Here is a 12,768-nt window from a genome sequence, read left to right on the forward strand (position 1 = left end):
AACCTGCACGTGAAACTGGAAGAGGAGGACAAGCAGATCCTCAAGGGCGTCGATCTGACGGTCGAGGCGGGACGCGTGCATGCGATCATGGGGCCGAACGGGTCGGGCAAATCCACGCTGTCTTATGTACTGGCGGGGCGCGACGGCTATCAGGTTACGGACGGCTCGGCCACGCTTGATGGTATCGATCTGCTGGCAATGGAGGCCGAGGAACGCGCGGCGGCGGGTCTGTTTCTGGCCTTTCAATATCCGGTCGAAATTCCGGGTGTGGGCAACATGACCTTTTTGCGCACGGCGCTGAACGCACAGCGCAAAGCGCGCGGCGAGGACGAAATCAGCGCCGGCGATTTCCTGAAGCTTGTGCGTGAAAAGGCCAAGGCGCTCAGGATCGATGCGGACATGCTGAAGCGTCCGGTCAATGTCGGTTTTTCGGGCGGCGAAAAAAAGCGCAACGAGATCCTGCAGATGGCGATGCTGGAACCCAAGATGTGCATCCTCGATGAAACCGACAGCGGGCTTGATGTCGATGCGATGAAACTGGTGGCCGATGGCGTGAATGCGCTGCGCGATGCGGGGCGCGGGTTTTTGGTGATCACCCATTACCAACGCCTGCTCGATCACATCGCCCCTGATGTCGTCCATATCATGGCGCAGGGCCGTATCGTGAAAACCGGTGGACCGGAGCTGGCGCTTGAGGTCGAAAAGAACGGCTACGCCGATATTCTGTCCGAGGTGTTGTGATGGCTGTTGCACAGGCAAGGCAGGATCTGACCGACAGTCGCATCGCGTCGCTGAGCTTGCCCAAGGATGGGCTTTGGGCACACACGGCCCGCGAGGCCGCTTTGGCACGCTGCCGTGCGATGGGGTTGCCGGGACGTCGCGACGAATATTGGCGCTACACAGACCCCACCACCCTGAGCCAGATCACGGCACCGCGCGCGGCACTTTTTGATGACAGCGATGAGGCACCGATCTTTGAGGGCCAAGATCGGCTGCGGATCGTCTTTGTCGATGGCGTGTTCGATCCGGCGCAATCGGATGATCTGAGCCTTGCGGGTATCGAAATCGACCGGCTGGCCGATGCGGCGCGCAAGGACATTCATTGGGCCCGCGACATCTACGGCGTGCTGGAGGCCAGCGGGCAGGCGCCGGTCGCGCGTCCCTTGGCCGCGCTCAACACCGCCTTTGCCAGTGACGGCGTGCTGATCCGTGCGACGGGTCATGCGGCCAAGCCCGTCAGCCTTGTCTATCTGCACCGCGCCGAGGCATCGGATGTGATCTTGCACCATGTCATTCGGGTCGAGCCGGGCGCTGAACTGACGCTGTTGGAAAACGGCCCTGCTGCCGCGCGCGTCAACACCTGCATGGAGATCAGCCTGGCCGATGGCGCCAGCTTTCACCATGTGCGCGCGCAGGGGCGCGACCGCGAACGGCGCGCCGCCACCCATATCTTTGCGCGTCTTGGGGCGGAAAGCCGCTATAAATCCTTTACCTTGACGGCCAATGGCGTGCTGACCCGCAATGAGCATGTGATCGAATTGACCGGCGATGATGCAAGCGCCCATGTCGCAGGTGCCGCCCTTGGCGATGGGAAAACCGGTGCATTCCATCATGATGACACGGTGTTCGTGACCCATGACGCCGAGCGCTGCGAAAGCCGTCAGGTGTTCAAGAAGGTGCTGCGCAACGGGGCGGTTGGCGTGTTTCAGGGCAAGATTCTGGTCAAACCCGGCGCTCAGAAAACCGATGGCTACCAGATCAGCCAATCGTTGTTGCTGGATGAAGATTCCAGTTTTCTGGCCAAGCCCGAACTGGAAATCTATGCCGATGACGTGAAATGCTCGCATGGTTCGACCACCGGCGCCATCGACGAGGGCGCGCTGTTCTATCTGCGCGCGCGCGGCGTCCCGCGTGAGGTGGCGACCGATCTTCTGGTGCTGGCCTTCATCGACGAGGCGATCCAGGAAATCGAGCATGAGGGGCTGGCCGATGATATCCGCGCGCGGCTGCAACAGTGGCTGGAGCGGCGCAGGCAAGGCTGATGGCAGTTTCAAGCGACATCATCGCGACATGGCGGCGCCCGACCGGGGTGATGCGACGGCTGTTGTCGATGGGCCGTCGCGAAGATCGGGCGCTGGCGATCCTGATTGTGGCCTGTTTGGTGATCTTTATCGCCCAATGGCCGCGTCTCAGCCGTGAGGCATTTCTGGCTGGCGACGCCGGGCCGCCGCTGGAAGCGCAACTGGCCATCACCTTTTTTGCGATGCTGATGATCTGGCCCTTGATGGCCTATGGGCTTGCGGGGCTAAGCCATCTGGTGGCGCGGCTGTTCGGGGGGCGTGGCAGCTGGTATTCGGCCCGGCTGGCGCTGTTCTGGACGCTGCTGGCCACGACGCCCGCCTGGCTGCTGCATGGATTGGTGGCAGGTTTCATTGGCCCGGGCCCCGCGTTGCAGGGGGTTGGGGCCTTGGTGCTTTTGGCTTTCTTGACGATCTGGACCCTCACCTTGCGTGAGGCCGAACGCGCGCCGGAGGCGCAGACCGCGCCATGAGCGATTTGATGCAGCCCGGCCAATTGTTGCGGATGGCCCGCCACACGGTGTCAAATCCGCGCGACGGCGCGGCCGTGATCTTGAAGCTGCATCTGCCGATGCGGGCGCTGTGGCTCGCTTTTGGGCTGGTGATCGTGCTGTCCATGTTTCTGGGCGAGGCAGTGGCGCTTTTGATGGGCCCGCCCGACCAAGCGGCAATGCCCCCGGAAATGATGGTATCACCCATCACCATGGGTGTGATCCAGGCGGCGTTCTTGTTCCTTGTGGCCCATGGAATGGCCCGTATCGGGCAGCTTTTCGGTGGCAGCGGTGATTTTCAGGGCGCGCTGGCGCTGATCGTCTGGCTGCAATTCATCTTTCTGGTGGTGCAGGTGATCCAGCTTGCGGCCATGCTGGTCGTGCCGCCCGTGGCCGGGCTGATCACCATTCTGGCGATGGGGCTGTTTTTCTGGCTGTTGGTCAATTTCATCGCCACGCTGCACGGGTTTTCTTCGCTTGGTCTGATCTTTGTGATGACCATCTTGACCGCCTTTGGGTTCGTTTTCGTGCTGAGCCTTGTCCTGACGATGCTCGGCTTAGGGTTCGGGATGAATTGAATGCCATATGATCTTGCCAAAATCCGGGCTGATTTTCCGATCCTGAGCCGCGAAGTGAACGGCAAGCCGCTGGTCTATCTCGACAATGGCGCCTCGGCGCAAAAGCCACAGGTGGTGATCGATGCCGTGACACAGGCCTATGCGATGGAATATGCCAATGTGCATCGCGGCCTGCATTATCTGTCGAACCTTGCCACCGACAAATACGAGGCCGTGCGCGCCACCATTGCGCGGTTCTTGGGCGTGCGTGACGAACACGAGATCGTCTTTACCTCTGGCGCCACCCAAGGCATCAACCTGGTCGCCTATGGCTGGGCCATGCCACGGATGGAGCCGGGCGATGAGATCGTTCTGACCATCGCCGAACATCACGCCAATATCGTGCCGTGGCATTTCTTGCGCGAGCGCCAAGGCGTGGTGCTGAAATGGGTCGAGGTGGACGCCAATGGCGATCTTGACCCGCAAGCGATGATCGATGCCATCGGTCCGAGGACCAAGCTGGTCGCGATGTCCCATATGTCGAATGTGCTGGGCACCGTTTTCGATGTGAAACCGGTGATCGACGCGGCCCATGCGCGGGGCGTGCCGGTGTTGCTTGATGGCAGTCAGGCGGCGGTGCATCTGCCTTTGTCGCTTGATGCGCTGGGGGCGGATTTCTATGTCGTGACGGGCCACAAGCTTTACGGCCCGTCAGGATCGGGTGCGATCCACATCCGGTCCGAGCGGATGGCCGAAATGCGCCCCTTCATCGGCGGTGGCGACATGATCCGCGAAGTGCATCGCGAGAGCGTCATCTACAATGACCCGCCGATGAAATTCGAGGCTGGCACCCCCGCGATCGTGCAACAGATCGGTTTGGGTGTGGCGCTTGAGTATATGATGGGCATCGGCATGCCGGCCATCGCCGCCCATGAGGCCCGCATCCGCGATTATGCGCGCGCGCGGCTGGCGGGCCTGAACTGGCTGAGCGTGCAGGGAAATTCGGCGCACAAGGGCGCGATCTTTTCCTTTACGATCACGGGCGCGGCCCATGCCCATGACATTTCCACCGTGCTCGACAAGCGCGGCGTGGCGGTGCGCGCGGGCCAGCATTGCGCGATGCCGCTGATGGAGCATCTGGGCGTCACCGCCACCTGCCGGGCCAGTTTCGGCATGTACAACACCGAGGCCGAGGTCGATGTGCTGATCGACGCGCTCGAATTGTGTCACGATCTGTTTGCGTGACGTCAGCGGCGGGTGATCATCAGTCCCGCCGCCCCATCAGCCGGTCGATGGGCGCGTAATCATCGCTCAGCACCATGCCCCGCGCCTCGGCCAGCTGCGCGACAAACCGATCGCCCAAGGCGCCAAACAGCATCATGTCGGGGGCGGGGGCGGTGAATTGATCGACCGGGGTGGGGGTCTGGCCCGCCACCACCGCAAAGACCATCCGCGCGCCCGGTTGCGGCTGGGCGGCCAGTGTCCAGACTTCGACCACCGGGAACACCGCCTGCAGCGTCAAGACGATGGACCCCAGCGCCGCCAGACGATCCTCGTAATCGATGACGGTCATCAGAAAGCTGCCTTGGGGCGTCAGGTGACGGTCCACCAGTGCGAAAAACTCCTGCGTGACCAGATGCACGGGTGCCACCACATCGGTAAAGGCATCGCCGATGATGATGTCGAAGCGCGCATCGGGCCGCGTCAGAAGCGCGCGGCGCGCATCTTCGTGCCAGATCTCGGCACGCGCGGTGTCAAACCAGAACGCATCGGCCGCCAGCGCGGTCACATCGGGGTCGATTTCTGACACGGTCATGGGCCCCGCGCCTTGTGCCAGCAGGCTGCGGGGAACCGAGAACGACCCGCCCCCGATCACATAGGTGCTGAAACCTTCGCGCGGCGCACGCAGGCGCGCCAGATGGTCAAGCATCGCCCCATGCACGGTAAACTGTACCTCTGGCAGATCGCGGGCGCTGATCCCATGCGCCAGATGATCGATCACCATCAGATGCACGGGGCTGGCCGGATCGGCCGACAGATCATCGACGCGCAAACAGAAATACCGGGTTTCCTGATGGCATTGCGCAGGTGCCGCCAGCGCCAGCCCCGCCATGCCCGCCGCCAGCGCCGCAGCCGTCAACGCCAGCACCAGACCGCGCGACCGCGCCAGCCAGAAAAACAACAGCCCCGATCCGATATAGACCAGCGTCACCACCACCAGCGTCAGCGCCGATCCCAGCCATGCGATAAAGACGAACCCCGCCAGAAGCGTGCCCGCAATGGCGCCCACCGCCCCCGAGGCGAACATCGCCCCCAGCGCCGGGCCCGATCGGGCGGCAGTATCGACCGCGATCTGCGCCAAAACGGGCGCGGGCACCCCCGCAAAAAAGGACGGCAGGAAAAACACCACCGCCGTCAGCACCGTGATGCCCCAGACCGGGCTTGTCACCACACTCAGCACCGGGCCCGCCACCATCGGCAAGATCAGCACGGCGGCTGCCGTGGTCAGGGCCGCAGCCAGCGTCGCGCCGCCGGTCCAGGCCAGCGCTGTTGCCGCCGGTTTTTCGGCCAGACGTCCGCCCCACCAATGGCCCGCCGAAAACCCCGCCAGAACCACGGCGATCACGGCTGTCCATGTATAAAGCGACATGCCGACATGAGGGGCAAGCATGCGGCCCGCCACGATTTCCACCACCAGAGACGCCGCCGAGATCCCCCCTTGCAGCCCAACCAGAAGCCAAAGCGGTGTTGGCCGTGTCATGCGCGCACTCTCCGATGATATGCGGCTATGAAAGGCCATGTTTCGCGCCATGGCAAGGGTCCAAGCGCCCTTGCGCCCGGCCCGGCGGGCGGGAATAGTGCCGCCAAGATCCCATGGGAGAGACCGAAAATGCCGATCCGCCACGATCCATCGCGCGACGAAACAACGACCAACGCTGGACTTGGCGTTTTGTCACAGCGCTTTGGCAACCGGATCGAGACCGGATTGGCGCTGCGCAGCCAACACGCCCACACCACGACATGGTTGCCCAACCAGCCGCCCGATGCGGTTTTCTGCCCCCGCACCACGCAAGAGGTGCAAGTGGTGATGGCCATCTGCAATGACCATCGCATGCCGGTCATCCCCTTTGGGACGGGCTCGTCGCTGGAGGGTCACGTCAATGCACCCTTGGGCGGTTTGTCGATCGATTTCAAGGATATGAACGCCATCCTTCAGGTGAATTCCGACGACATGGATGCCAGCGTTCAGCCCGGCGTCACGCGCAAGGCGCTCAACACCCATCTGCGCGACACGGGGCTGTTCTTTTCGGTTGATCCGGGCGCCGATGCGTCGCTGGGGGGCATGGCCGCAACGGGGGCCAGCGGCACGAATGCGGTGCGCTATGGCACGATGAAGGACAATGTGCTGGCGCTCAAGGCGGTCTTGCCCTCGGGCGAGCTTGTCACCACGGCGGCGCGTGCGCGCAAGACCAGCGCAGGTTACGATCTGACGCGGCTGATGGTCGGGTCCGAAGGCACGCTGGGCGTGATCACGGAATTGACGCTGCGCCTGCGTGGCATCCCAGAGGCGGTTTCGGCGGCCACCTGTTCCTTTCCCAGCGTGTCGGCCGCTTGTCACACCGTGATCCAGACCATTCAATACGGGCTGCCCGTCGCGCGCATCGAATTGCTGGACGCGGTGCAGGTGCGCGCGGTCAACGCCTATTCCAGGCTGCGCCTGCCCGAAACGCCCTTGCTGCTGGTCGAGTTTCACGGCTCTGCGGCCGGGGTGGCCGAACAGGCCGAAACCTTTGGCCAGATCGCCGCCGAACAGGGTGGCACGGGCTTTGTCTTTACCACAAGGGAAGAGGAACGCACCCAATTGTGGCAGGCACGCCATGACGCCTATTGGGCGGGATTGCAATTGCGCCCCGGCGCCAAGGGGTTGTCGACCGATGTTTGTGTTCCCGTCAGCCGTCTGGCCGATTGCGTGACCGCAGCGCAGGACCGCCTTGCCAGTGCAGGGATCCTGGCCCCCATCGTGGGCCATGTGGGGGACGGCAATTTTCACTGCCTGTTGTTGATAGACATGGACAATCATTCCGAAATCGCGCAAGCGGAGGACTTTATCGGATGGCTCAACGATCTGGCCATTTCGATGGAAGGCACCTGCACGGGCGAACATGGCATCGGGCAGGGAAAGGCCAAGTATCTGGAACGGGAATTGGGAGCGGGGGCGATGTCGATGATGCAGGCCATCAAGAACGCGGTTGATCCAAACAACATCCTCAACCCCGGGAAAATGGGGCTGTACTGATGGCCCGGCCGCTTCATCACGGGATTCCTTCGGCACATGACGAACCCCATCTGTCCAGCCGTTCGGGCTGGTTGCGGGCGGCGGTCATGGGGGCCAATGACGGCATCTTGTCGACCGCATCGCTAATCATGGGGGTCGCGGCGGGGGCGGCCGATCATGTCACGATCATGCTGGCTGGCGCCGCTGGGATGGCAGCAGGGGCGCTGTCGATGGCTGCGGGCGAATATGTCTCGGTCTCCAGTCAGGAGGATGTCGAACAGGCCGATATCCGGCGCGAAAAGCAGGAACTGCGCCGCAACCCCGAGGGTGAACTGGATGAGTTGACCGCGATCTATCAGATACGCGGGCTGCCCCCGCCCTTGGCGCGGCAGGTTGCGGAGCAATTGACCGAAGCTGACGCGCTTGGCGCGCATTTGCGCGATGAGATCGGCTTGACCGATCTGTCACCGCCCCGTCCGCTTCAGGCGGCGGTTGTGTCGGCGCTGACCTTTGCGGCGGGGGCGAGCGTGCCCTTGATCGTGGGCGCCATCGCACCTTTGGCGACGCTCCAGATCTGGGTCGGTCTTGCGACCTTGGGCGCCCTTGGACTTCTGGGCGCGCTCGGTGCACAGGCCGGTGGTGCCCCGCGCCGCCGTGCCACGCTGCGGGTCATGGTCTGGGGTGTCTTGGCCATGGCTGCGACCAGCGCCATAGGTGCCTTGGTCGGTCAGGCGCTTTAGACCCGTGCAAGCGGCAAAAGCCCGCCGCCGTCGATGCGCGCGGTGGCTTGGCCCTTGTGCCAGACCACAAAGCGGGAAGGGGTCGGGTGAGGGCCGTCGCCCAGGATGCCAAGCGGCGCGGCATAGGCCATGGGCGCCAGATCGCTGACCGTGCGACCCGTCCAACGGGCAAGGTTCTCGATCGCCGCCACCAGCGTCAGATCGGCACCCGCAAGCGTGCCATCCGCCCGTTCCAGCCGCCCGTTGCGCCGATAGACAGGCTGTCTGGCAAGGGTAAAGCGGTCTTGCGCCGATCCGGTCAGCGCCATGGCATCCGACACCAGCACCGCAGCATCCGGGCTGGCTGCCAGCGCGATGCGGAGCGCCGCGGGATGCACATGCACGCCATCGGCAATCAGGCCATAGGGGCGCCCCTGATCCAGCGTCGCCCCCACAAGCCCGGGCGCGCGGTGCCCCAGCCCGGACATGGCGTTGTAAAGATGGGTGGCCATGACAGCCCCGGCGGCATAGGCGGCACAGGCCTGATCATGGTCGCATGCGGTGTGCCCCAGCGCCACGATGATCCCGGCCCTGGTCAGCGCGGCGATCTGGTCGGGCGGCACAATCTCGGGCGCCAGCGTGATCATGACCCGCCCCAACCGGGCGCGCGCCTTGGCATAGAGATCCAGATCGGCATCGGTGAGCGGGCGCAGCATGGCGGGGTCATGCGCCCCTGCGACAGCCAGATGCGGCCCCTCCAGATGCAGGCCCAAAAGCGATGGGTCGGTCTTTTGCGCCTGTGCCACAAGCGCGATCACCCGTTGCGTGGTGGACGGGCTGTCCGAGATCAAGGTGGGCAGGATGGCGGCCGTTCCGGTCGCCCAATGCGCCGCGGCCATGGCATGGATCGCGGCCACATCCGTGCAATCCCCCAACAGCCGCCCCGCGCCGCCATTGACCTGAAGATCGATCAATCCCGGGGTCACCAGGGCGCGCTGGCCATCGCGGGCCAGATCGGTGCCGCGCTGCGTGTCAAAGGGTTTGGTCACGACCCCACCCCGATCATCCAGACCGATCGCCATGTCGTGGCGCAGGCCGCCGACGTCCAGCAGATCAAGCCCGACAAACCACGTCATGGCAAACCCCGTGCCAGCCGCAATGCGCCGTCCAGTGGCCGGCCAAGCGCCGGGCGCAGATCGGCCGCCAAATCCGGCGGCAATGTGGAGGCGATGCGCGCACCGAGGCCACCGGTGACGACCAGCGCCTGACCGGGCCGATGGCCCAGATCGCGCAAGCCCTGCACCAGCGCCTGACGAATCGCGCCCTGCACGCGCTGCGCGATCGGGCTGTCGGCATGACGGGCCACGATGCGCATCAGATCGGCGAAATCGCCGGGCCGGGCGGTTTGCGCCCAAAGAACCGGATGGGGCGGGCAGGCCGCGCCCAGCGCATCGGCCAGCGGATCGGGGGCCAGCCGCCCATCGGCGACATGCAGCGCCAGTGACACCGCCATGCGCCCGGCCCAAGCGGCCCCGCCTTCGTCGCCAAGGGCAAAACCCCAGCCGCCCTGATGGCGGATGATCCCGCCTTGCTTGGCGATAAAGAAGCTTCCGGTGCCAAGGCTGGCCAGGCTTCCATCCGCCCCAGCCAGCGCCCCCTCCAGCGCGGTGAGGCTGTCATCGACGACATAGGCCAGAAACGGCAGCCGCGTGGCAAAGCGGTCGGCGGCACCGGGCAACCGCCCCCCGGCAAGCCCCGCGCAAATCCGGGCATCCGACAATGCCTCAAGCCCAAGACCTTGCGCGCCAAGCGCTTGGGTCAGGGCCAGCCGGATCGCGGCCTCGGCCGCGGCCGGATCGGTGACGATATTGGCCGGCCCGCCCGCGGTTTCCGTGACGGCCCCGCCATCGATCGATAGCGCCACACGGCACCCCGTGCCGCCCCCGTCGATGCCGATGTCGATACGCCGTTTCATGAGCGCACCCTATGCCATGCCCCGAGGTTGTGAAACAGCCCGATCTGCGGCTGCAGGGCCGCGGGTTGCGCGGCTTTGACACGGCCATTCCGATGGAAAGCCGTGCCACATCCTATTGGCGCGAAGCCGCAGAGTGCTTACTATCCGTCCCATGATCACAGAGCTTGGACATTTTGCCCTGATCCTCGCCTTCATGGTGGCGATCTTTCAGACCATCGTGCCCCTGGTCGGCGCGCATCGTGGCAATGTTGGTTGGATGAGCGTGGCCGAGCCGGCGGCAACGACGCAATTCCTGCTCACCGCCTTCAGCTTTGGCGCGCTGACATGGGCCTTTGTGACATCGGATTTCTCGCTGAACCTTGTGACCGCGAATTCCCACACCGACAAGCCGATGCTCTACAAGATCAGCGGCGTCTGGGGCAACCATGAGGGGTCGCTTTTGCTGTGGGTGCTGATCCTGACGCTGTTTGGCGCCTGCGCGGCGTGGTTCGGATCGAACCTTCCGCCCGGGTTGCGCGCGCGGGTGCTGGCGGTGCAATCCTCGGTTGCGGCGGCGTTTTTCGCCTTTATCCTGTTCACATCCAACCCGTTCACACGGCTTGCCGTGCCGCCGATGGATGGTCAGGATCTCAACCCGCTGTTGCAAGACCCCGGTTTGGCCTTTCATCCGCCGTTTCTTTATCTTGGCTATGTCGGGCTTTCGATGGCGTTCTCCTTTGCGGTTGCCGCACTGATCGAGGGGCGGGTCGATGCCGCATGGGGCCGCTGGGTGCGGCCGTGGACGCTGGCGGCCTGGGTATTCCTGACCATCGGGATCGGTTTGGGATCATGGTGGGCCTATTACGAATTGGGCTGGGGCGGCTTTTGGTTCTGGGATCCGGTCGAAAATGCCTCGCTCATGCCGTGGCTGATTGCGGCCGCGCTCTTGCATTCGGCCATCGTGGTGGAAAAGCGCGAGGCGTTGAAAAGCTGGACGATCCTTCTTGCGATCCTTGCCTTTGGATTTTCGCTGATCGGCACCTTCATCGTGCGCTCGGGCGTGCTGACCAGCGTGCATGCCTTTGCCAATGATCCCGAACGGGGCGTGTTCATCTTGATGATCCTTGGCTTTTTCATGGGTGGGGCGTTGATCCTCTTTGCGCTGCGCGCGGGCGCGATGGAGGCCAAGGGCGTGTTTTCGACGCTGAGCCGGGAATCGGGCCTGGTGCTCAACAACCTGTTGCTGGCGGTATCGACCTTTGTGGTGTTCATCGGCACGATCTGGCCCCTGGTGACGGAGATCTTTTCGGATCGCACCGTGTCGGTGGGCCCGCCATTTTTCAACATGGCCATTACGCCCTTTGTCTTTGCGCTGGCGCTGGCCTTGCCCATCGGGGGCATGCTGGCGTGGAAACGGGCGCAGCTTGGCCGCGTCTTGATCCAGCTTGTTCCCGCCTTGGTCCTTGCGGTGGCGGTCGCGTTGCTGTGCTGGGCGGCATTCACCGGCAAATCGACCCTGTCGCCCATCGCCATCGGCCTGTCGGTGTGGCTGGTGGCGGGCGCGTTGGTGGATCTGTGGACGCGCACGGGGCGTGCGGGCGGCTTGGCTGCCCGCATCGGGCGGCTGGGGCGCTTGCCGCGCGCCGATTGGGGCAAGGCGGTTGGCCATGCGGGCTTTGGCATCACCTTGTTCGGTGTCGCCGCGCTGACCGGCTATCAGGTCGAGGATATCCGCGTCGCCCAACCCGGCCAGCCCTATCGCGTGGGCGCCTATGAGGTGGAGCTTTTGAGCGTCGATCGGAATGTGCAGGGGCCCAACTACATCTCGACCATGGCGCATGTGGCGCTGCGCGGACCGGGCGGCGAACAGATCGCCTTGCTGCATCCCGAAAAGCGCCTCTATCCGGTGGCGGGCATGCCCACGACCGAGGCAGGCATCGACAGCGGCTGGACGCGCGATGTCTATCTGGCGCTTGGCGATCCACAGCCCGATGGGGGCTGGGCGCTGCGCACATGGATCAAACCCTTTGCCAACTGGATCTGGGGCGGCACCATAATCATGGCCCTTGGCGGGCTGTTGAGCTTGACCGATCGCCGGTATCGCATCGCTGCGGGTGGTGCAAAGGCACGGCCGGTTGCCGCACGCGGGTTACCCGCCGAATGAGCGGCGCGCGCGCCCGTTTGCGGCGGCTGGGGCTGGCGGGTCTTGCGGCGGTCGCCATGGCGCTGGCCATCCCGGCCGGGGCGGTGCAACCCGACGAGGTTCTGCCCGATCCGGCGCTGGAGGAGCGCGCGCGCGCCATCTCGGGCGGTTTGCGCTGTATCGTCTGCCGCAACGAATCGATCGATGAGTCTAATGCCGAACTGGCCCGCGATCTGCGGCTTTTGGTGCGCGAGCGTCTGGTCGCGGGCGACAGCGACGCCGAGGTGATGAGCTATGTCGTCGACCGCTACGGCGAATTCGTGTTGCTGCGCCCCACGCTGAGCGGGGCCAATATCTTGCTCTGGGCGGCGCCGCTGTTGCTGATCGGTTTGGGCGGGGCGCTTTCAATTGTCTATATCCGCCGCCGCGCCGTGGCCGTGGCCCCCGCCGAGGCCGCGCTGTCACCTGATGAAGAAGCCCGTCTGAAGGTGCTTCTGAAGGAGTGACGCAGCGTTTGCGCTTTTCGCGCCGCGCCACTTTGCCTAGTCTT

At 64.4% G+C, this 12,768-nt stretch carries 13 protein-coding genes; 10 read left to right on the forward strand and 3 right to left on the reverse strand.

Annotated elements, in window-relative coordinates; genetic code table 11:
- From sufC to Q0094_RS06695, 5 genes are all read left to right on the forward strand, one after another.
- Positions 1 to 741: Fe-S cluster assembly ATPase SufC (gene sufC, locus Q0094_RS06675; RefSeq protein WP_297616723.1), on the forward strand; the 741-nt coding region annotated here is incomplete at its 5' end.
- Positions 741 to 2,042, forward strand: coding sequence for a SufD family Fe-S cluster assembly protein (locus Q0094_RS06680; protein ID WP_297616726.1), 1,302 nt, complete (start codon positions 741 to 743; stop codon positions 2,040 to 2,042). The genes sufC and Q0094_RS06680, both read left to right, overlap by 1 nt.
- Positions 2,042 to 2,551 carry a YIP1 family protein gene (locus Q0094_RS06685; protein WP_297616729.1) on the forward strand — a complete coding sequence of 170 codons (510 nt, stop codon included), beginning with the start codon at positions 2,042 to 2,044 and terminating at the stop codon, positions 2,549 to 2,551. Before Q0094_RS06680 ends, Q0094_RS06685 begins: the two co-directional genes overlap by 1 nt.
- The gene (locus tag Q0094_RS06690) at positions 2,548 to 3,147 is read left to right on the forward strand and encodes a Yip1 family protein (protein WP_297616732.1); all 600 of its coding nucleotides are present in this window, start codon (positions 2,548 to 2,550) and stop codon (positions 3,145 to 3,147) included. Before Q0094_RS06685 ends, Q0094_RS06690 begins: the two co-directional genes overlap by 4 nt.
- A complete protein-coding gene (locus Q0094_RS06695; protein WP_297616735.1) occupies positions 3,148 to 4,371 on the forward strand; it encodes a cysteine desulfurase in 1,224 nt (407 codons plus the stop codon).
- Between the two features lie 19 nt (positions 4,372 to 4,390).
- On the opposite strand, the gene Q0094_RS06700 is transcribed toward Q0094_RS06695, so the two are convergent.
- Positions 4,391 to 5,887: a fused MFS/spermidine synthase gene (locus Q0094_RS06700; RefSeq protein WP_297616738.1), complete on the reverse strand. Its 1,497-nt coding sequence runs from the start codon at positions 5,885 to 5,887 to the stop codon at positions 4,391 to 4,393.
- Positions 5,888 to 6,016: 129 nt separating this feature from the next.
- Between Q0094_RS06700 and Q0094_RS06705 the strand changes: the two genes are divergently transcribed.
- Both Q0094_RS06705 and Q0094_RS06710 read left to right on the forward strand, forming a co-directional pair.
- Positions 6,017 to 7,423: an FAD-linked oxidase C-terminal domain-containing protein gene (locus Q0094_RS06705; RefSeq protein WP_297616741.1), complete on the forward strand. Its 1,407-nt coding sequence runs from the start codon at positions 6,017 to 6,019 to the stop codon at positions 7,421 to 7,423.
- Complete coding sequence (locus tag Q0094_RS06710; RefSeq protein WP_297616744.1) at positions 7,423 to 8,142, forward strand: VIT family protein; 720 nt, start codon at positions 7,423 to 7,425, stop codon at positions 8,140 to 8,142. Before Q0094_RS06705 ends, Q0094_RS06710 begins: the two co-directional genes overlap by 1 nt.
- Here Q0094_RS06710 and Q0094_RS06715 read toward each other — a convergent pair.
- Together Q0094_RS06715 and Q0094_RS06720 are read right to left on the reverse strand one after the other, a co-directional pair.
- Positions 8,139 to 9,257 (reverse strand): amidohydrolase family protein, encoded by a 1,119-nt coding sequence (locus Q0094_RS06715; protein WP_297616746.1) that lies wholly within the window; start codon positions 9,255 to 9,257, stop codon positions 8,139 to 8,141. The genes Q0094_RS06710 and Q0094_RS06715 overlap by 4 nt on opposite strands.
- Entirely contained in the window at positions 9,254 to 10,096 is an 843-nt protein-coding gene (locus Q0094_RS06720; RefSeq protein ID WP_297616748.1) for a BadF/BadG/BcrA/BcrD ATPase family protein, read from the reverse strand. The genes Q0094_RS06715 and Q0094_RS06720 overlap by 4 nt, the downstream gene beginning before the upstream one ends.
- 29 nt (positions 10,097 to 10,125) lie before the next feature.
- Between Q0094_RS06720 and Q0094_RS06725 the strand changes: the two genes are divergently transcribed.
- From Q0094_RS06725 to Q0094_RS06735, 3 genes are read left to right on the forward strand one after another with little or no spacing between them, the layout of a single operon-like run.
- Positions 10,126 to 10,251, forward strand: a complete 126-nt coding sequence (locus tag Q0094_RS06725; RefSeq protein WP_297616750.1) for a hypothetical protein — start codon at positions 10,126 to 10,128, stop codon at positions 10,249 to 10,251.
- A complete protein-coding gene (locus tag Q0094_RS06730) occupies positions 10,248 to 12,239 on the forward strand; it encodes a heme lyase CcmF/NrfE family subunit (protein WP_297616753.1) in 1,992 nt (663 codons plus the stop codon). Before Q0094_RS06725 ends, Q0094_RS06730 begins: the two co-directional genes overlap by 4 nt.
- On the forward strand, positions 12,236 to 12,724 hold the full coding sequence (locus tag Q0094_RS06735) for a cytochrome c-type biogenesis protein (protein WP_297616756.1): 489 nt from the start codon (positions 12,236 to 12,238) through the stop codon (positions 12,722 to 12,724). The genes Q0094_RS06730 and Q0094_RS06735 overlap by 4 nt, the downstream gene beginning before the upstream one ends.
- The last annotated feature ends 44 nt before the right edge of the window (positions 12,725 to 12,768 follow it).

The sequence above is a fragment of the uncultured Roseicyclus sp. genome, from assembly GCF_937892565.1.
In the GTDB taxonomy this organism is placed as follows: Bacteria; Pseudomonadota; Alphaproteobacteria; order Rhodobacterales; family Rhodobacteraceae; genus Roseicyclus.

Bases quoted from the DNA above. Each gene is read 5' to 3' on its own strand.
- Q0094_RS06730 (WP_297616753.1), top strand. From the start codon at position 10,248: ATGATCACAGAGCTTGGACATTTTGCCCTGATCCTCGCCTTCATGGTG.
- Q0094_RS06700 (WP_297616738.1), bottom strand. From the start codon at position 5,887: ATGACACGGCCAACACCGCTTTGGCTTCTGGTTGGGCTGCAAGGGGGG.
- Q0094_RS06680 (WP_297616726.1), top strand. From the start codon at position 741: ATGGCTGTTGCACAGGCAAGGCAGGATCTGACCGACAGTCGCATCGCG.
- Q0094_RS06735 (WP_297616756.1), top strand. From the start codon at position 12,236: ATGAGCGGCGCGCGCGCCCGTTTGCGGCGGCTGGGGCTGGCGGGTCTT.
- Q0094_RS06710 (WP_297616744.1), top strand. From the start codon at position 7,423: ATGGCCCGGCCGCTTCATCACGGGATTCCTTCGGCACATGACGAACCC.
- Q0094_RS06720 (WP_297616748.1), bottom strand. From the start codon at position 10,096: ATGAAACGGCGTATCGACATCGGCATCGACGGGGGCGGCACGGGGTGC.
- Q0094_RS06685 (WP_297616729.1), top strand. From the start codon at position 2,042: ATGGCAGTTTCAAGCGACATCATCGCGACATGGCGGCGCCCGACCGGG.
- Q0094_RS06690 (WP_297616732.1), top strand. From the start codon at position 2,548: ATGAGCGATTTGATGCAGCCCGGCCAATTGTTGCGGATGGCCCGCCAC.
- Q0094_RS06705 (WP_297616741.1), top strand. From the start codon at position 6,017: ATGCCGATCCGCCACGATCCATCGCGCGACGAAACAACGACCAACGCT.
- Q0094_RS06715 (WP_297616746.1), bottom strand. From the start codon at position 9,257: ATGACGTGGTTTGTCGGGCTTGATCTGCTGGACGTCGGCGGCCTGCGC.
- Q0094_RS06695 (WP_297616735.1), top strand. From the start codon at position 3,148: ATGCCATATGATCTTGCCAAAATCCGGGCTGATTTTCCGATCCTGAGC.